Annotated in this window: 2 protein-coding genes and 1 pseudogene; all 3 read left to right on the forward strand. The window is 74.8% G+C overall.

What is annotated here, in order from left to right; translation table 11 throughout:
• The gene (locus IE277_RS44850) at positions 1–15,801 is read left to right on the forward strand and encodes a type I polyketide synthase (protein ID WP_229882520.1); all 15,801 of its coding nucleotides are present in this window, start codon (positions 1–3) and stop codon (positions 15,799–15,801) included.
• A complete protein-coding gene (locus IE277_RS49100) occupies positions 15,798–15,923 on the forward strand; it encodes a hypothetical protein (RefSeq protein ID WP_268252740.1) in 126 nt (41 codons plus the stop codon). The genes IE277_RS44850 and IE277_RS49100 overlap by 4 nt, the downstream gene beginning before the upstream one ends.
• Positions 15,924–15,928: 5 nt before the next feature.
• Positions 15,929–21,202: pseudogene (locus IE277_RS49365) on the forward strand (type I polyketide synthase); the annotation flags it as partial.

The raw sequence follows: 21,202 nt of genomic DNA on the forward strand, positions 1-21,202 counted from the left end.
GTGGCTGAAGACGACAAGATGGACGACAAGTACGTCGAGTACCTGAAGCGGTTGACCGCGGAGCTGCGGCAGACCCGCCGGCAGCTGCGCGACGCCGAGGGACGCGACCGGGAACCGATCGCGATCGTGGCGATGAGCTGCCGCTACCCCGGCGGGGTGGACAGCCCGGAAGAGCTGTGGCGGCTCGTCGACGAGGGCGGGGACGCCATCTCCGGGTTCCCCGCCGACCGCGGCTGGGACGTCGAGACGGGATACGACCCCGACCCCGACAAACCCGGCACCTTCTACGCGCTCGGCGGCGGATTCCTGCACGAGGCGTCCCGGTTCGACGCGGACTTCTTCGGGATCTCGCCGCGCGAGGCCCTCGCGATGGACCCGCAGCAGCGGCTGCTGCTGGAGATCTCCTGGGAGGCGTTCGAGCGGGCCGGGATCGATCCCGGCGCGGTGCGCGGCAGCAGCACCGGCGTCTTCGTCGGCGCCGCGACCTCCGGTTACGGGGCGGGGGTGAGCGAGTTCCCCGACGGTGTGCAGGGCCTGCTCCTCGCGGGCAACGCCACCTCGGTCGCCTCCGGCCGCATCGCCTACACCCTCGGCCTGGAAGGGCCCACCGTCACCGTCGACACGGCCTGCTCCTCCTCGCTGGTCGCCCTGCACTGGGCGTGCCAGGCTCTGCGCCGCGGCGAGTGCGACATGGCGCTCGCCGGCGGCGTGGCGGTGATGGCCACACCGGCGATGTTCTACGAGTTCAGCAGGCAGCGCGGGCTGGCCGCCGACGGCCGGTGCAAGGCGTTCTCCGACGACGCCGACGGCACCGGCTGGGCGGAGGGCGCGGGCATCCTGCTGGTGGAGCGGCTGTCCGACGCCCGGCGCCTCGGGCACCCGGTGCTGGCCGTGGTCCGCGGCACCGCGATCAACTCCGACGGCGCCTCCAACGGTCTCACCGCCCCCAACGGCCCCGCCCAGCAGCGGGTCATCCGCGCCGCCCTGGCGGGCGCGGGCCTTGCCCCCGCCGACGTGGACGCCGTCGACGCGCACGGCACAGGTACCTCGCTCGGTGACCCCATCGAGGCGCAGGCCCTGCTCGCCACCTACGGTCAGGACCGCGAACAGCCGCTGTGGCTGGGCTCGTTGAAGTCCAACATCGGGCACACGCAGTCGGCCGCGGGTGTCGGCAGCATCATCAAGATGGTCGAGGCGATGCGGCACGGAGTGCTGCCGCGCACCCTGCACGTCTCCGAGCCGTCCCGGCACGTCGACTGGTCGGCGGGCGCGGTGCGCCTGCTCACCGAGCCGGTCGACTGGCCCGGGACGGACCGTCCGCGCCGCGCCGGTGTGTCGTCGTTCGGTATCAGCGGCACCAACGCGCACGCCGTCATCGAGCAGGCCCCCGCGCCCGAAGCCGAACCCGCCGAGCCTGCCGCGGACTCCGCGGCCCCGGCCGCCGAGCCCCGCACCCTGCCCGTCGTGCCGTGGCCGGTGTCCGCGCGCAGCGAGGAGGGGCTGCGGGCGCAGGCCGCCCGGCTGCTGGCCCGGCTGCGCGAGCAGCCCGAGCCGCCGCGCGCGCTGGACGTCGGCCACGCGCTCGCCACCACCCGGGCCGCCCTGGAGCACCGGGCGATCGTCCTCGCCGCCGACCACGACACCGCCGTACGGGAACTGACCGCGCTCGCCGAGGGCACCCCGGGCACCGCGACCGTCCAGGGCCGCACCGTGCGCGGCGCCACCGCCTTCCTGTTCGCCGGTCAGGGCTCCCAACGGCCCGGCATGGGCCGGGAGTTGTACGAGACGTACCCGGTCTTCGCCGAGGCCTTCGACGCGGTGGACGCCGAACTGCCGTTCAGCCTGCGGGAGATCGTCTTCGGTGATGACGCGGATCGGCTGAACCGCACCGAATACGCCCAGCCCGCGCTCTTCGCCCTCGAAGTCGCCCTCTTCCGGCTGCTGGAGGCGTGGGGCGTCACCCCGAAGTTCCTGCTGGGTCACTCGGTCGGAGAGCTGGCCGCCGCCCATGTCGCGGGCGTGTGGTCCCTCGCGGACGCCTGCCGGCTGGTGGTGGCACGCGGCCGTCTGATGCAGGCGCTCCCGCCGGGCGGCGCCATGGCCGCGCTCCAGGCGACCGAGGAGGAGGCGCTGCCCCTGCTGAACGACCGGGTCGGCATCGCCGCCGTCAACGGCCCCCGCGCGGTGGTGATCTCCGGCGCCGCCGACGCCGTGGAGGAGGCGGCCGCGCACTTGCGCGCCCAGGACCGCAAGGTGACGGCCCTGCGGGTCAGCCACGCCTTCCACTCCCCGCTGATGGAGCCCATGCTCCAGGAGTTCCGCGAGGTCGCCGAGAGCGTCACCTACCACACGCCCCGTCTGACGATCGTCTCCGACGTGACCGGCGACACCGCCCGCCCGGCCGACCTGTGCTCGCCCGACTACTGGGTCCGGCACGTCCGTGAACCCGTCCGCTTCGCCGACGGGATACGGCTGCTGGCGGGGCGCCGGGTGGCCCGCTTCGTCGAGCTGGGCCCCGACGGCACCCTCACCGCCCTCGCCCAGGACTGCCTGCCGGGCGACGCGGTGTCGGCCGTGCCCACCCTGCGCAAGGACCGGCCCGAGCCCGCCGCGCTGATGGCCGCGGTCGCCGGCGCGTTCGCCCACGGTGCGCCGGTCGACTGGCCGGCCGTCTTCGCGGGTACCGGCGCCCGCGCCGTGGAGCTGCCCACGTACGCCTTCCGCCGTGAGCGGTACTGGCTGGAGCCGACCCCGCCCGGCACGGCGGCCGCCGAGGAGACCGGCGGCGGGGACGCGCGGTTCTGGACGGCCGTCGAGGAGGAGGACATCGCCGCCCTCGCCGACACGCTGGACGTCGACGAGGGGCTCGTCCGTCCCCTGGTTCCCGCACTGTCGTCGTGGTGGCGCGGACGGCGCGAGCTCGGGCGGGTGGACGGGCTGCGCTACCGCGTCGGCTGGCAGCCGCTCGACCCGGGTGCCGACACCCCGCTCACCGGCCGCTGGCTCGTCGCCGTCCCCTCCGGTACGGCCGACGACGCCCGGGCCCGTACGGTGACCGACGCGCTCGCGGCACACGGCGCCGAACCCGTGCCGTGGGAGTACGCCCCCGACGAGGAGCGGGAAGCGCTCGCCGCCCGGATCGCCGGCCTCGGCGCCCTCGCGGGCATCCTGGCCCTGCCGTCCGGCATCGACGGGGAACTGTCCCCGGCGGACTTCCTGTTCCGCACCGTACGGCTCGTGCAGGCCCTCGGCGACGCCCAGGTGACCGCCCCCCTGTGGCTGGCCACCGAAGGCGCGGTGGCCACCGCACGCTCCGACGCCGCCCCGGAACCGTCCCAGGCCGCCCTGTGGGGCCTGGGACGGGTGGCCGCACTGGAGTTGTCCGACCGGTGGGGCGGCCTCGTGGACCTGCCGCAGACCCTGGACCGGCGGGCCGCGGGACGGCTCGCCGCGGTGCTGGCCCGGCCCGGCGACGAGGACCAGCTCGCCGTGCGCGCCTCCGGCGTCTTCGTACGCCGTCTGTCGCATGCCGAGGAGCAGCCCGCCCCGCAGACCGGCGCGAGCGGCTGGCAGCCCCGCGGCACGGTCCTGATCACCGGCGGCACCGGCGCGCTGGGCGCCCGGGTCGCCCGCTGGGCCGCCGAGCAGGGCGCGGAGCACCTCGTCCTGACCGGCCGCCGCGGCCCCGACGCCCCCGGCGCCGCCGAACTGACGGCCCACCTCACCGCGCTCGGCGCCCGCGTGACGATCGAGGCGTGCGACGTCGCCGACCGCGCCGCCGTCGAGCGGCTGCTCGGCCGCCACACCGTCGACGCCGTCGTCCACGCGGCGGGCGTCACCGACACCCTGCCCCTGCCCGGCCTCGACGCCGACCGCTTCGGCTCGGTCCTCGCCGCCAAGGCGCACGGCGCCGCCCACCTCGACGCCGTGCTGCGCGACCAGGGCGACCGGCCGCTCGACGCGTTCGTGCTGTTCTCCTCCATCGCCGGCGTGTGGGGCAGCGGAGGCCAGACCGCCTACGCCGCCGCCAACGCCTACCTCGACGGCCTGGCCGAACAACGGCGCGCCCGCGGCGCCACCGCCACCTCCGTCGCCTGGGGACCCTGGGCCGAGGGCGGCATGGCCGCCGAGGACGGAGCCGAGGAATACCTGCGCCGACGCGGCCTCGCCGCCCTCGACCCCGACACCGCGCTGGCCGCGCTGCGCCGCGTCCTCCAGCAGGACGGCACCGGGCAGGTCGTCGCCGACGTCGACTGGACCCGGTTCACCCCCGGCTTCACCAGCACCCGCCCCAGCCCCCTGCTCACCGGCCTGCCCGAGGCGCGGGAAGCGCTGCGCACCGGGCACAGCGGCGCGGAGGACGACACGGCGGGCACGGCACTGAAGCAGCGCCTCACGGGCCGCCCGGCCGCCGAACGCACCCGCGCGCTCCTGGAGTTGATCCGCACCCACGCCGCCGCGGTCCTCGGCCACGCCGACGCCCGGCTACTGGAGTCCCGGCGTGCCTTCCGCGACTCGGGCTTCGACTCCCTCACCGCCGTCGAACTGCGCAACCGCCTCACCACCGAGACCGGCCTCGCGCTGCCCGCCACGCTGGTCTTCGACCACCCCACGCCCGTCGACCTCGCCGCCTTCGTCCACGGCGAGCTGTTCGGCGAGCCCGAGCGCGGCACCGCGGACACCGCGTCCGGCGCGGGCCGCCGGGACCGCGCGGCCGACGACCCGATCGTCATCGTCGGCATGGGCTGCCGCCTGCCCGGCGACGTGACCGGCCCCGACGAGCTGTGGGACCTGGTCGCCGCCGCACGAGACGCCGTCGCCGAGTTCCCCACCGACCGCGGCTGGGACCTCGACGCCCTCTACCACCCCGAACCCGGCCGCCCCGGCACCAGCTACACCCGGCACGGCGGATTCCTCACCGGCGTCGGCGACTTCGACCCCGCCTTCTTCGGCATCTCGCCGCGCGAAGCCGTCGCCATGGACCCGCAGCAGCGGCTGCTGCTGGAGACCTCCTGGGAGGCACTGGAACGCGCCGCCATCGCCCCCGGCGGCCTGCGCGGCAGCCGAACCGGCGTGTTCATGGGCTCCAACGGCCAGGACTATCCCGCGCTGCTGCTCAGCACACCCGACGCAGGCGACGGCTACCTCGGCACCGGCAACGCGGCCGCCGTGGTCTCCGGCCGCATCGCCTACGTCCTCGGCCTCGAAGGACCCACCCTCACCGTCGACACCGCCTGCTCGTCGTCGCTGGTCGCCCTCCACCTCGCGGTGCAGGCGCTCCGGGCGGGCGAGTGCGACCTCGCCCTGGCCGGCGGCGTCACCGTCATGTCGACCCCCGGCGCCTTCCTGGAGTTCAGCCGCCAGCGCGGGCTTGCGGCGGACGGCCGGTGCAAGGCGTTCTCCGACGAGGCCGACGGCACCGGCTGGGCCGAGGGCGTGGGTGTGCTCGTGGTGGAGCGGCTCTCCGACGCGCGTCGTCATGGCCATCCGGTGCTGGCCGTGGTGGCCGGTTCCGCGGTCAATCAGGACGGCGCCAGTAACGGCCTGACCGCGCCGAACGGTCCCGCCCAGCAGCGGGTGATCCGCGCCGCGCTGGCGGATGCCGGACTCGCCGCGGCCGACGTGGACGCGGTGGAGGCGCACGGCACCGGTACGACGCTGGGCGACCCGATCGAGGCCCAGGCGCTGCTCGCCACGTACGGCCAGGACCGCGAACGGCCCCTGTGGCTCGGCTCGTTGAAGTCCAACATCGGCCACACCCAGGCCGCGGCCGGTGTCGCCGGCATCATCAAGATGGTGCAGGCCATGCGGCACGGCCTGCTGCCGTCCACCCTGCACGCCGATGTCCCCAGCACCCACGTGGACTGGTCGGCGGGCGCCGTGGAACTGCTCACCGAGAGCACGGAATGGCCCGGCGCGGACCGTCCGCGCCGCGCGGGAATCTCCGCGTTCGGCGTGTCCGGCACCAACGCGCACGTCATCGTCGAGCAGGCGGAGCAGGCGCAGGGCACCGAGCCCACGGCCCTGCCGGCCGCCGACACCGGGATCGGCGGCCCCCTGCCCTGGGTGATCTCCGGATCCACGGAGGACGCCCTGCGCGAGCAGGCCGAACGGCTCCTGGCCCACGCCGACGCCAGGCCCGATCTCGCCACCGTGGACCTCGGCCTCTCCCTGGCCACCACCCGCACGGCGTTCGACCACCGTGCTGTCGTGCTGGGCGCGGACCGAGAGGAGCTGCTGTCCGTCCTCGCGTCCCTGGTCATGGACGAGCCCGCCCCCGGCGTTGTCACCGGACGCGCACAGGCCGAAGGCCGCACGGCGTTCCTGTTCGCCGGTCAGGGCTCGCAACGCCTCGGCATGGGCCGCGAGTTGTACGACGCCTACCCGGTGTTCGCCGACGCCTTCGACGGCGCCTGCGCGCATCTGGACGCGGAACTGCCGCGCCCGCTGCGGGAGTCGGTGTTCGGGGACGACAGCGATGTGCTGAACCGGACCGAGTACGCGCAGCCCGCCCTGTTCGCCCTGGAGGTCGCCCTCTTCCGGCTGCTGGAGTCGTGGGGTGTGCGTCCGGACGTGCTGGCCGGGCACTCGATAGGTGAGATCGCGGCGGCGCATGTGGCGGGGGTGTGGTCGCTGGCCGACGCCTGCCGTCTGGTGGCGGCGCGGGGCCGGTTGATGCAGGCCCTGCCGGCCAGCGGCGCGATGGTCGCCGTACAGGCGACGGAGGACGAGGTCCTGCCGCTGCTCGGCGACCGGGTGGGCATCGCCGCCGTCAACGGCCCCCGGGCCGTGGTCGTCGCGGGCGCCACTGACGCCGTCGAGGAGATCGCGGACCACTTCCGTGCCCAGGGCCGGAAGGTCACGGCCCTGCGGGTGAGCCATGCCTTCCACTCGCCGCTGATGGAACCGATGCTGGCCGAGTTCCGCGTGGTGGCGGAGGGCCTGTCGTACGAGCGGCCGCGGCTGCCCGTCGTCTCGACCGTGACCGGGCAGACCGCCACCGCCGAGGAACTGTGCTCCCCGGACCACTGGGTCCGCCACGTCCGCCAGGCGGTCCGCTTCGCCGACGCCGTACACGCTCTGGAGACGGAGGGCGTCACCCGGTTCCTGGAGCTGGGACCGGACGGCACGCTCACCGCGCTGGCCCACGCCTCGCTCGCCGACGGCGAACCGGTGGCGGTCCCGGCCCTGCGCCCCGACCGCCCCGAGCCTGCGACGCTGCTCACGGCGACCGCGAACCTCTTCGCCCACGGCGCCGAGGTCACCTGGTCCGCGTTCTACCCCGCGGCGCGCCCCGTCGCGCTGCCCACCTACGCCTTCCAGCACGGCCGTTTCTGGCCGCGCGCGACAGGCGCCCACCTCGGCGACCTGCGCTCGGCCGGTCTGTCCGCCGCCGGTCACCCGCTGCTCGGCGCCGCCGTCACCCTCGCGGACAGCGGGGCCGCCGTCTTCACCGGGCGGCTCTCCGCCCAGCTCCATCCATGGCTGGCGGAACACGTCGTCTCCGGTTCCGTCCTGCTGCCCGGCACCGCCTTCCTGGAGCTCGCCCTGCACGCGGCGGACCGCGTCGGCTGCGGTCAGGTCGAGGAACTCACCCTGCACACCCCCCTGGTGCTGCCCGACCGCGGAGCCGCCCAGCTCCAGGTCACGGTCGGCGCCCCGGATCCCTCCGGGCGCCGTGGGATCGGCGTGTACTCCCGCCCCGCGACCGGCTCGGACACGGACGACCCCGACGCCGAGCCGTGGATCCAGCACGCGAGCGGCACCCTGCTGCCCGAGGCCGCCGCGCCGGGCGCGGAAGCGGACGCACGACCGCCCGCCGACGCCGTCGAGGTCCCCACGGACACTCTCTACGAGCGGCTGGCGGACACCGGCCTGTCGTACGGGCCGCTGTTCCGCGGACTGGCCTCCGTCCGGCAGCACGGCGACGACCTGTTCGCCGAGGCGGCCCTCCCCGACGAGTCCGCCCCGGACGCCCGCCGCTACGGCGTCCACCCGGCCCTGCTGGACTCGGTGCTGCATGCCCTCGGTGTGGCCCCGACGACCGCGGACGGCGGCGACGCGTCCGGCCCGGGGCTGCCGTTCTCGTGGGCGGGCGTCACCCTCCACGCGACCGGCGCGTCCCGCCTCCACGCACGCCTGCGCGTCACCGGCTCCGGCTCGGTCACCCTCGACCTCGCCGACCAGTCCGGCGCACCCGTAGCCACCGTGGAATCCCTCACGCTGCGCGCGCTCACCGCACCGCCCGCCGACACGACGGCAACCGGTCACGCCGAACTGCTGCACCGCGTCGACTGGACGCCGCTCCCGCTCGACGCGACCGACGACGGCACGCGGAACCCGACCGCCTCGGCTCTCCCGACGTCTCTGCCGGTGCCTCTCCCGATGTCTCTCCCAGTATCTCTCCCGATGACCGAAGTCACCGCGGGAGAGGACGCGCTGATACGCGTGGAATCCCCGGCCGGCGACCCCGCGGAGGCAGCGCGCACGGCCACGGCGAACGTGCTGGAGCTGGTGTGTGCCTGGCTGGCGGAGGAGCGGTTCGAGGGTGCCCGACTGGTGGTGGTCACCGAAGGGGCTGTGACGCTCGATGAGAGGGCGTCGGATCCGGCTCTGGCCGCGGTGTGGGGTCTGGTGCGGGCGGCTCGGGCGGAGAACCCGGGGCGGTTCGCGCTGATCGACGTGGACGGTACGGACGAGTCCTGGGCGGTCCTCCCCGCCGCGCTGTCCTCCGGCGAGGCCGAAGTCGCCGTACGCGCGGGTGTCGCCTTCACCCCGCGTCTGGGACGTGTGCCGACTGGAGGGGCGCTGACGGCGCCTGCGGGGGAGTCGGCCTGGCGCCTGGACATCGTGGAGAAGGGCACGCTGGAAGGGCTTGCGCTGCGCCCGGTCCCGGAGGCGGAGGCCGAGCTGACGCGCGGTCATGTCCGCATCGCGGTACGGGCCGCGGGCGTGAACTTCCGCGACGTTCTCAACGCACTCGGCATGTACCCCGGTGACGCGCAGGACTTCGGTCTGGAGGGCGCGGGTGTGGTGACCGAGGTCGGTCCCGGGGCGACCGGGCTGGCCGTCGGCGACCGCGTGATGGGGCTGTTCTCCGGTTCCTTCGGGCCGGTGGCGGTGGCGGATGCGCGGACGGTGGCCCGGGTTCCGGCGGGCTGGTCGTTCGCGCAGGCGGCGTCGGTGCCGATCGTGTTCCTCACGGCGTACTACGCCCTCACCGACCTCGGTGGCCTTGAGGCCGGGGAGTCGGTGCTGGTGCATGCGGCTGCCGGTGGCGTGGGTATGGCCGCCACGCAGCTGGCGCGGCATTTCGGTGCCGAGGTGTTCGGTACGGCGAGTGTCGGCAAGTGGGACACGCTGCGCGGTCTCGGTCTGGACGAGGCGCACATCGCCTCGTCCCGGGACACGGAGTTCGAGACGGTGTTCCTCGCGGCGACCGGCGGTCGTGGCATGGACGTCGTACTGGACTCGCTGGCCGGGGAGTTCGTCGATGCCTCACTGAGGTTGCTGCCGCGCGGTGGTCGCTTTCTGGAGATGGGCAAGACCGATGTCCGGGACGCGGACGCCGTGGCCGCCCAGCATGCGGGCGTGACGTATCGCGCCTTCGATCTGTGGGAGGCCGGTCCGGAGCGGATCGGGCAGATGCTGGCCGACCTGGTCGCCCTGTTCGAGGCGGGCGTGCTCAAGCCCCTTCCCGTCACCTGCTGGGACGTACGGCATGCCCCGGAGGCGTTCCGGTACCTGTCGCAGGCGCGGCATGTGGGCAAGGTGGTCCTGACGGTCCCGGTGCCGCTGGACCCGGAAGGGACCGTGCTGGTGACCGGCGGTACCGGTGGTCTGGGTGCGCTGGTGGCCCGGCACCTGGTGACCGAGCACGGTATCCGGCATCTGCTGCTGGCCAGCCGCCGCAGCCTGGAAGCCCCGGGCGCCGGCGAACTCGTCGCTGAATTGGCCCACTTGGGCGCGCAGGTCGAGGTGGCGGCGGTTGACGTCGCCGACCGCGACCAGGTGGCCGCCATGCTGGACACCGTTTCCGTCGACCACCCGCTGACCGCCGTGGTCCACACCGCAGGCGTCCTGGACGATGGTGTGGTCGCCTCCCTCACCCCGGACCGGCTGGCCAAGGTCATGCGCCCGAAGGCCGACGCGGTGGCACACCTGCATGAGCTGACCCGGGACGCCGACCTGTCCGCGTTCGTGGTCTTCTCCTCGGTCGCGGGCACGTTCGGCGGCGCGGGCCAGGCCAACTACGCGGCCGCCAACGCCTTCCTGGACGCCTTCGCCGTCACACGCCGTTCCTCCGGCCTGCCCGCCACCGCCCTCGCCTGGGGCCCCTGGGCGTCCGGCGCGGGCATGACCGCCGAGCTGACCGAGGCGGACCTGCGGCGCATGGCCCGCGGCGGCATGCTGCCGCTCGCCGCCGAGCAGGGTCTCGGCGCCATGGACGCGGCGTTGTGCCGTGCCGAGCCGGTACTGGTTCCGATCGCGCTGGACCGTCGGGTGCTGCGGGACCGGCAGGCCGTCGCGGCGCTGCCGGCCATGCTCCGGGGCCTCGCCGTGACCCCCGCGCGGCGCACGGCGTCCGTGGCGGACGGTGTTGCGGCGGGGGAGAGCTTCCAGACCCGGCTCACGGCGCTTCCGCGCGCCGAGCGGGAGACGGCGGTCCTGGATCTCGTACGCACGCAGACGGCGCTGGTGCTGGGGCACGCCCGACCGGACTCCGTGGAGGCCACCCGGGACTTCCGCGGCCTTGGCATCGACTCGCTCACCGCCGTCGAACTGCGCAACCGTCTGAACGCGGCGACCGGACTGCGGCTGCCGGCGACGCTGGTGTTCGACTATCCGTCGCCGCAGGCGCTCGCACGCCACATCGGCGCCGAACTCCTCGATGCCGAGCCCCTGGCCGAAGGCGCTGCCGTGACCGGTACCGCGCCCGGGACCACGGTCCCCGCCGTCCGCATCGCCGACCAGGCCGACGACGACGCACGCATCGCGATCGTGGGGCTCGGCTGCCGATTCCCCGGCGGTGTGCGCGGCCCGGAGGAGTTCTGGCGGCTGCTGGCCGACGGGGTGGACGCGATCGGTGCGCCGCCAGCGGACCGAGGCTGGCAGGCGGACGGGGTCGAGGGCGGATTCCTGTACGACGCCGCAGAGTTCGACGCGGACTTCTTCGGGATCTCGCCGCGCGAGGCGCTGGCGATGGACCCGCAGCAGCGGCTGCTGCTGGAGATCTCCTGGGAGGCGCTGGAGCGGGCCGCGATCGACCCGCGCGGCCTGCACGGTTCCCGTACCGGGGTGTTCGTCGGTACGAACTACCAGGGCTACGGGTCGGCCGCGCACGCGGTCCCCGAGGACGCGCAGGGACAGCTGCTCACCGGGCACGCCGCGAGCGTGGCCTCCGGCCGGGTCGCCTATGTGCTGGGCCTGGAGGGCCCGGCGGTCACCGTGGACACCGCGTGCTCGTCCTCCCTCGTGGCCCTGCACTGGGCGGCGCAGTCGCTGCGTTCCGGCGAGTGCGATCTGGCGCTCGCGGGCGGTGTGACGGTGATGGCGACGCCGGGCGCGTTCGCCGAGTTCGACCGGCAGGGCGGTCTCGCCGGTGACAACCGCTGCAAGGCCTTCTCGGACGACGCCGACGGCACCGGCTGGGGCGAGGGCGCCGGCATCCTGCTGCTGGAGCGGCTCTCCGACGCCCGCCGCAACGGACACCCGGTGCTCGCCGTGGTCCGTGGCAGTGCCGTCAACTCGGACGGCGCCAGCAACGGTCTGACCGCGCCCAACGGCCCCTCGCAGCAGCGGGTCATCCGGGCCGCGCTGGCGGCGGGCGGGCTCACCCCGGCCGACGTGGACGCGGTGGAGGCGCACGGCACCGGCACCAAGCTCGGGGATCCGATCGAGGCGCAGGCCCTGCTCGCCACCTACGGCCAGGACCGCGAACAGCCCCTGTGGCTGGGGTCGGTGAAGTCCAACATCGGGCACACCCAGGCCGCCGCCGGCGTCGCCGGTGTCATCAAGACGGTGCTGGCGATGCGGCACAGGACGCTGCCGCGCACCCTGCACGTCACGCGACCGACGACACACGTCGACTGGACGGCGGGCCGGATCCAGCTGCTGGCCGAGCCGGAGCCCTGGGCGCGCACGGGACGGCCCCGGCGTGCGGCGGTGTCGTCGTTCGGCATCAGCGGCACCAACGCCCATGTCGTCCTGGAGGAAGGCACCGAGGCGCAGGCCCCCGCAGAGCCCCAGGCCGCGAACGGCCCGGAGCGGGGGCCGGTCGCCTGGCCGCTGAGCGGACGGTCGGCCGTCGCCCTGCGCGGCCAGGCCGAACGGCTCCGCGCCCGGTTGACCGCCCGCCCGGAGTCGTCCCCCGCCGACGTGGCGCACTCCCTGGCCACCGGCCGCGCGGTGTTCGAGCACCGGGCCGTGGTGGTCGCCGAGGACCGGGAGGAACTCCTGGCCGGGCTGGCCGCACTCGGCCGCGGCGAGGACGCCGCCGGCGTGGTGCGCGGCCGCACCGGGCCGGGGGGCCGTACGGCCTTCCTGTTCAGCGGGCAGGGCTCACAGCGGCCCGGCATGGGCCGGGAACTCCTCGACCGGTTCCCGGTGTACGCCGATGCCTTCCACCGTGTCTGCGACGCGTTCGCCCCGCACCTCGACGTGCCGCTGGCCGACGTCGTACTGGCCGAGGAGGGCACGAAGCCGGCCCGGCTGCTGGACCGCACCGCCTACACCCAGCCCGCGCTCTTCGCCGTGCACGTGGCGCTCTACGAACTGGTGCGCTCGTGGGGAGTCACGCCGGACGCGCTGATGGGGCACTCCATCGGCGAACTGTCCGCCGCGCACGTCTCCGGAGTGCTGTCGCTGCCCGACGCGTGCGCGCTGGTGGCTGCCCGCGGCCGGCTGATGGAGGCGCTGCCCGAGGGCGGCGCGATGACCGCCGTACAGGCCTCCGAGGACGAGGTGCTGCCCCTGCTGAACGAAAGGGTCTCCATCGCCGCCGTCAACGGGCCGGCAGCGGTGGTCGTCTCCGGCGACGAGGACGCCGTATCGGACATTGACGGGCATTTCGCCGCGCTGGGCCGAAAGACTAGGCGTTTGCGGGTCAGCCATGCGTTTCACTCGGCGCATATGGACGCGATGCTTGCGGAGTTCGAGGAGGTCGCGCGCGGCGTGAAGTACGACGCGCCCGCGATCCCGATCGTCTCCAACGTGACGGGGAACCGGGCCACCGAGGCCGAACTGACCTCGCCCGGCCACTGGGTGCGGCATGTGCGGCAGACCGTGCGCTTCGCCGACGGCGTACGCCGCCTCGGGGAGGACGGCGTCGGTACGTTCGTGGAACTCGGGCCGGACGGCTCACTGACCGCGATGACCCTCGACAGCCTTCAGGAGTCCGAGCCCGCTGTCGCCGGCATCCCCGTGCTGCGCCGGGGCCGGCCCGAGCCGGTCGCCGCGCTGCTGGCCGCGGGGGCACTGCACGTACGCGGCCTCGCCGCCGCGACGACCGGGCTGACCGGCCCGGCCCGTACGGTGGAACTGCCGACCTACGCCTTCCAGCGCAGCCGCTACTGGCTGGAGGCGGCCAAGCCCGCCGGCACCGAGCGCCTGAGCGACGGCGACCTGGCCGACGACGAGTTCTGGGCCGCCGTCGAGCGCGGCGACCTCGGCGAGCTCACCGAGCGCCCCGACCTCGGCGACGACACCCCGCTCAGCGAACTGCTGCCCGCCCTGTCGTCCTGGCGGCGCCGCCGCCGCGAGAGTTCCGCGCTCGACTCCTGCTCCTACACCGTGGTCTGGCGGCCCGTACCGGACGGCCCGTCATCCGTGCTGTCGGGCACCTGGCTGCTGGCACTGCCCGCCTCCCGGGCCGACGGTCCCTGGACGAACGCCCTCACCGAGGGCCTGACCGCGCACGGTGCGCAGATCGTGCCGCTCACCGTGGACTGCGCCCTCACCGACCGGGCCGCGCTCGGCGAACAACTGCGCAAGCTCCCCGAACGGGACACCCTGCAGGGCGTGCTGTCGCTGCTCGCCCTCGACCAGGAGCCCGCCGTGGCCGGCCTGGACACGGCCGCCGCATCCGGCAGCGCCGCCACCCCGGCCGGTCTGGCGGCGCAGCTCGCCCTGACGCAGGCGCTCGGCGACCTGGAGATCGGCGCCCCGCTGTGGTGCGCCACCGTCGGAGCGGTCGCCGCCACCGAACGCGAGAGCGTGACCGCACCGGAACAGGCCGCCGTCTGGGGCCTCGGCCGGGTTGCCGCGCTCGAACAGCCGCAGCGCTGGGGCGGTCTCGTCGACCTCCCCGCCGACCTCGACAGCCGCAGCGCCGAACGGCTCGCCGGACTGCTCTCGGGCACCACGGGCGAGGACCAGAGCGCCGTACGGTCCGCCGGAGTCTTCGCCCGCCGCCTGGTACACGCCGGGCCGTCCACGACCGAGGCAACCGAGTGGAACTGCACCGGCCAGACCGTGCTGATCACCGGCGGCACCGGATCGCTCGGCGCCCGGGTCGCGCGCCGCCTCGCCGAGCGCGGCGCCCGGCATCTGGTCCTGGTCGGCCGCCGGGGCCCCGACGCCGAAGGCGCCGAGGCACTGCGCGCCGAACTCGCCGCCGCGGGCCCCGAAGTGACCCTCGCTGCCTGCGACACCGCCGACGCCGACGCCCTGGCCGCGCTCCTCGCCGAGCACCCGGTGGACGCCGTGGTGCACGCGGCCGGAGTCCTGGACGACGGGCTGCTCCAGGCGTTGACGCCGGAGCGTCTGGAGGCGGTGCTGCGGCCGAAGCTGGCCGCCGCCCGCAACCTCGACCGGCTCACCCGCGACCGCGAACTGTCGGCGTTCGTCCTGTTCTCCTCCTTCGCCGGCACGGTCGGCTCGGCGGGCCAGGGCAACTACGCCGCCGCCAACGCCTACCTCGACGCGCTCGCCGCCCGGCGCCGCGCCGAGGGGCTGCCCGCCACCTCCGTCGCCTGGGGCCCCTGGGCCGGCGGCGGAATGGCCGGCGGCGACGACGCGGAAGCACGGCTGCGGGGCGGCGGTGTCGTCCCGCTCGACCCGGACGCGGCGCTCGCCGCCCTCGACCGGGCGGTGGCACGCGCCGACGCCCAACTGACCGTCGCCGAGCTGACCTGGGACCGCTTCGTACCCGGGTTCACCGCCGTGCGGCCCGCCCCGCTGCTCGCCGAACTGCCCGAAGCCCAGGCCCTGGTGCGCCGGGCGCAGGAGCGGGACGGCGGTGCGCAGGCGGCGGGCGGCGCGCTGCGCACCCGGCTCGCCGGGCTCGCCGAGGCCGAGCAGGAACGGCTGCTGACCCAGCTGGTCCGCGACCACGTCGCCACCGTGCTGGGCCACGGCTCCGCCGACGCGGTCGACGCGGACCGCGCCTTCAACGAACTCGGCTTCGACTCGCTGATGGCGGTGGAACTGCGCAACAGGCTCGGTGTGGCAGCCGGCCTCCAACTGCCCGCCACGCTCCTGTTCGACCAGCCCACACCCCGGGTCCTCGCCCGCCATCTGCGGTCGCTGACCGCGACCGAGGGCGGCGGCGCTCCCGCGCTGGACGCCCTGGACCAGCTGGAGGCCGCTCTGACCGGGCTCGCCGAGGATGACGCGCAGCGCGGCCGGATCGCCTCCCGCCTGCTGGCGCTCGCCACCCGCTGGAACGGCCAGGCCCAACCGGCGGCCGAACGGACGGACGACAGCGACGGCGGCGGCGACAGCGACCTTCAGGACCGGATCGAATCCGCCGGCGCCGAGGAGATCTTCGCCCTCATCGACAACGACCTGGGCCTCTCATGACCGGCACGACGACCACGACGACCACAACGACCACGGCAATCACGGCGGCCGACGAGACCGCCGGGACGACCACGGCCACCGCCCTGGCCGACACGACCTTCCAGGTGGGGGAGTACGAGTGAACGAGCAGGAAAAGCTCCTCAGCTACCTCAAGAAGGTCACCGGCGATCTCCACGAGACCCGCAAGCGGCTGCGCGAGGCGGAGTCGGCGTCCCGGGAACCGGTCGCCATCGTCGCGATGAGCTGCCGTTTCCCCGGCGGCGCCGACTCGCCCGAGGAGCTGTGGCGGCTGCTCGGCTCCGGCGGCGACGCCGTGACCGAGTGGCCCGCCGACCGCGGCTGGAACCTCGCCGACCACTACGACCCCGAACCCGGCCGCCCCGGAAAGACGTACAGCACCTCGGGCGGTGCCCTCGCCGGAGCCGGAGACTTCGACGCCTCCTTCTTCGGGATCTCGCCACGCGAGGCGATGGCGATGGACCCGCAGCAGCGGCTGCTGCTGGAGATCTCCTGGGAGGCGTTCGAGCGGGCCGGCATCGACCCCACGACCCTGCGCGGCTCCCGAACCGGTGTCTTCGCGGGGACGAACGGCCAGGACTACACAGGTCTTCTGCTGGCCTCGCAGGAGAGCCTGGAAGGACACGTCGGCACCGGAAACGCCGCCAGTGTGGTCTCCGGCCGCATCTCCTACACCCTCGGCCTGGAGGGCCCCGCGGTCACCGTCGACACCGCCTGCTCCTCCTCTCTGGTCGGCCTGCACCTGGCCGTACGGGCGCTGCGGGCCAGGGAGTGCGACCTGGCGCTCGCCGGCGGCGTCACCGTGCTGTCGACGCCCGGCCTCTTCCTGGAGTTCAGCCGCCAGCGCGGCCTCGCCCCCGACGGCCGCTGCAAGGCGTTCGCCGAGGCCGCCGACGGCACCGGCTGGGCCGAAGGCGCCGGCATGCTGCTGGTGGAACGGCTCGCCGACGCCCGTCGGCTCGGGCACCCCGTCCTCGCCGTGGTCCGCGGCAGCGCCGTCAACCAGGACGGCGCCTCCAACGGCCTGACCGCCCCCAACGGCCCCTCCCAGCAGCGCGTCATCTGGCAGGCCCTCGCGGACGCCCAGCTGTCCACCGCCGACGTCGACGCGGTGGAGGCGCACGGCACCGGTACGACGCTCGGCGACCCGATCGAGGCGCAGGCCCTGCTCGCCACCTATGGGCAGGACCGCGAACGGCCGCTGTGGCTCGGCTCCGTCAAGTCCAACATCGGGCACACCCAGGCCGCCGCCGGGGTCGCCGGCGTCATGAAGATGGTGCTGGCCATGCAGCACGGCCTGCTGCCCCGCACGCTCCACGTGGACCGGCCCAGCACGCATGTCGACTGGACGGCGGGCCGCGTCGAACTGCTCACCGAGTCCCGCCCCTGGCCCGCCGACGACCGGCCGCGCGTGGCGGGCGTCTCCTCCTTCGGCGTCAGCGGCACCAACGCCCACGTCATCCTCGAACAACCCGCCCCCGAACCGGCCGCCGCCGAGCCCGCCGAACGGCCCGCCCCGCCGCCGGGCACCACCCTGCCGTACGCCGTCTCCGCGCGCAGCGCCACGGCGCTGCGCGCCCAGGCCGCCGCCCTGCACGCCCGGCTGCGCGCCGACGACGCGCTCGACCCGCACGACGTGGCCTGGTCGCTGGCCGCCACGCGTTCCGCGTTCGAACACCGCGCGGTGCTTCTCGCCGACGACGGCACAGAACTGCTGCGGGGTCTGGAGTCGCTGGTGGCGGGTGCTCCGGCGGCTGGGCTGGTGCGGGGTGTGGCCGATGTGGACGGTCGTATGGTGTTCGTTTTTCCTGGGCAGGGTCCGCAGTGGCCGGGGATGGCCACCGAACTCCTCGACACCGATCCGGAGTTCCGTGGGCACTTCGCCGTGTGTGCGGCGGCTGTGGAGGAGTACGTCGACTGGTCGGTCGAGGACGTCCTGCGCGGCCGGGAGGGTGCCCCCACCCTCGACCGTGTGGATGTGGTGCAGCCGCTGTTGTTCGTGACGATGGTGTCGCTGGCGCGGTTGTGGCAGTGCCGGGGTGTGCGTCCGGATGCGGTGGTGGGTCACAGTCAGGGTGAGATCGCCGCGGCGTGTGTGGCCGGGGGTCTGTCTTTGGAGGATGCGGCGCGTGTGGTCGTGCTGCGCAGCAGGGCCATCACGGCGCTCGCCGGGCGTGGTGGCATGGCGTCGGTGTTGTTGCCGGTGGCGGAGGTGGAGGAGCGGCTGGCCGGTGGGGAGGGGCGGGTTTCGGTCGCGGCGGTCAACGGGCCTGCCTCTGTGGTTGTTTCCGGTGACGCCGAGGCCGTAGGTGAGCTGGTGGCGGAGCTGTCCGCCGCGGGTGTTCAGGCGCGGCGGATACCGGTCGACTACGCCTCGCACTCGGCGCAGGTCGAGGAGATCCGTGACCGGCTTCTGACGGATCTGGCGCCTGTGCGGCCGCGTGCCGCGGAGGTGCCGTTCTTCTCCACGGTCACCTGTGACTGGCTGGACACCGGGAGTCTCGACGCCGGGTACTGGTACGACAATCTGCGTCGTACGGTCCGCTTCGCCGAGGCCGTACAGGCCCTGGCCGCCCAGGACTTCCGGGCGTTCGTCGAGTCCAGTCCGCACCCCGTGCTCACCACCGCCGTCCGCGACACCCTCGACGAGGACGGCCGCACCGGCACCGTGGTCACCGGCACGCTGCGCCGTGGTGAGGGCGGACCGCGTCGCTTCCTCGCCTCCCTGGCCGAACTGAGCGTACGCGGCGCCGCCCCCATCGACCGGACCGCCCTGATCGGCGCCGGAACCCGGGTCGACCTGCCCACCTACGCCTTCCAGCGCCGGACCTACTGGCCCACGCCCGCCCAGCTCGCCGGTCCCGCGACGGCCGTCGGCAGCGATCTCGACGCCCGCTTCTGGGAGTCCGTCGAGAAGGGCGAGACCGCCCCGCTGGCCGCCGCCCTCCACCTCGACCAGGACACCCTCTCCACGGTCCTGCCCGCCCTGAGCGACTACCGCAGGCGCAGCCGCGAGAACGCCACCGTGGACGCCTGGCGTTACCGCGTCACCTGGAAACCCCTGCCCGCCGCTCCGGCGCCCGTACTGCGCGGCAGCTGGCTCGTCGCCCTGCCCGCCGCCCACCAGGATCCGGACCACCCCGGCCACGCCCACACCGCCGCCGTCGTCGACGCCCTCGCCCGCGCGGGAGCCGACCCGGTGACCGTCGGGGTCGCCCCGCACGACGGCCGCGAGCGCATCGCCGAACTTCTCCGCGCCACCGGGCAGGACCGCCCGCAGGCCGTCCTGTCGCTGCTCGCCCTCGACGAGGAGGAGTACGACGGTCTGCCCGGCCTGCCCCGCGGCTTCGCCGCCACCGTCTCCCTCGTCCAGGCCCTCGACGACCTCGGCCAGGAGGCACCCGTCTGGTTCGCCACCCGGGGCGCCGTCGCCACCGGCCCGGCCGAGACCGTCGACTCCCCCCAGCAGGCCCTCGTCTGGGGCTTCGGCCGGGTCGTCGCCCTCGAACAGCCCCAGCGCTGGGGCGGCCTCCTCGACCTGCCCGCCACGCTCGACCGCTCCGCCGCCGAACGGCTCACCGCCGCCCTCGCCGGGGTCGGCCAGGAGGACCAGCTCGCCGTCCGCGACACCGGCCTGCTCGCCCGCCGCCTCAACCGGGCCGCGACGGGAGGCCTGGGCGCACGCCGCGACTGGGCCCCCACCGGCACGGTCCTGGTCACCGGTGGCACCGGCGCCCTCGGCCGCCAGGTCGCCCGCAGCCTCGCCCGCCATGGCGCCCCCGGCCTGCTCCTGGTCAGCCGTACCGGCGCCGACGCCCCCGGCGCGGCCGAACTCCGCGCCGAACTCACCGAACTCGGGGCCGGACACGTCGAGATCGCCGCCTGCGACATCGCCGACCGCGACCAGCTCGCCGCCCTGCTGTCCGCCATCCCCACCGAACGGCCGCTCACCGCCGTCTTCCACACCGCCGCCGTCCTGCGCGACGGCGTCATCACCACCCTCACCCCCGAGCAACTCGCCGAAGTCCTGCGGGTCAAGGTCGGCGGCGCCCGCAACCTCGACGCCTTGACCTCCGGCCTCGACCTGTCCGCGTTCGTCCTGTTCTCCTCCACGGCCGGCACGATCGGCGCCCCCGGCCACGCCAACTACGCCCCCGGCAACGCCCTCCTCGACGCCCTCGCCCAGCAGCGTCGCTCCCGCGGCCTGCCCGCCACCGCCATCGCCTGGGGACCCTGGGCCGACGGCGGCATGGCGGAAGGCTCCGTCGGCGAACGCCTCCAGCGGCACGGCGTGCGCCCCATGAACCCCGATCTCGCCCTCGGCGCCCTGCAACAGGCCCTCGACCACGACGACACCACCCTCGCCGTCACCGACATCGACTGGGACCTGTTCGCCCACGCCTACACCACCGCCCGGCCCCGCCCCTTCCTCGACGACCTGCCCGACGCCCGGCACGCCCTCGACGCCCGACGCACCCCGGACCACGGCCCCCGTCACACAGCTGACGACGACCCCGACACCGGCGACCTCCCCCGGCAACTCGCCGCACTCGCCGAACCCGAACAGCGAGCCGCCTTCGAGGAACTCGTCCGCGCCCACGTCGCCGTCGTCCTCGACCACAGCGGCCCGCAGGACGTGGAGCCCGCCCGCTCCTTCCGCGAGCTCGGCTTCGACTCCCTCACCGCCGTGGAACTGCGCAACGCCCTCAGCGGCGCCCTCGGCCGCCCCCTGCCCGCCACCCTCGTCTTCGACTACCCCACCCCGACCGCCCTCGCCGAACACCTCCGCACCGCCCTCGCCCCGACCCCCGCCGACACCCCGGCCGCCCCCCTTCCCGCGCCGCGCGCGACCACCGACGACCCGATCGTCATCACCGCGATGAGCTGCCGCTTCCCCGGCGGGGCCAACACGCCCGAGGAGTTCTGGCAGCTGCTCGCGGACGGCGCGGACGCCATCACCGAGTGGCCCGACGACCGCGGCTGGGACATCGACGCCCTCTACGACCCCGAGCCCGGCGTAGCAGGCCGCGCCAGCACCCGCGGCGGCGGATTCCTCGACCACGCCGCCGACTTCGACCCCGGCTTCTTCGGGATATCGCCGCGTGAGGCGCTGGCGATGGATCCGCAGCAGCGGCTGCTGCTGGAGCTGGCGTGGGAGGCGTTCGAGCGTGCCGGGATCGACCCGACGACGCTGCGCGGCTCCCGGACCGGCGTCTTCGCCGGCACCAACTACCAGGACTACGCCTCCCGCCCCCTCGACCCCGCCACGGCCGACGAGGTCGCAGGCCACCTCGGCACGGGCAACTCCGCAAGCGTGATGTCAGGCCGCGTGTCGTACACCCTCGGCCTGGAAGGCCCGGCGGTGACGGTGGACACGGCGTGT

Source organism: Streptomyces alanosinicus (assembly GCF_014650595.1).
GTDB lineage: Bacteria > Actinomycetota > Actinomycetes > Streptomycetales > Streptomycetaceae > Streptomyces > Streptomyces alanosinicus.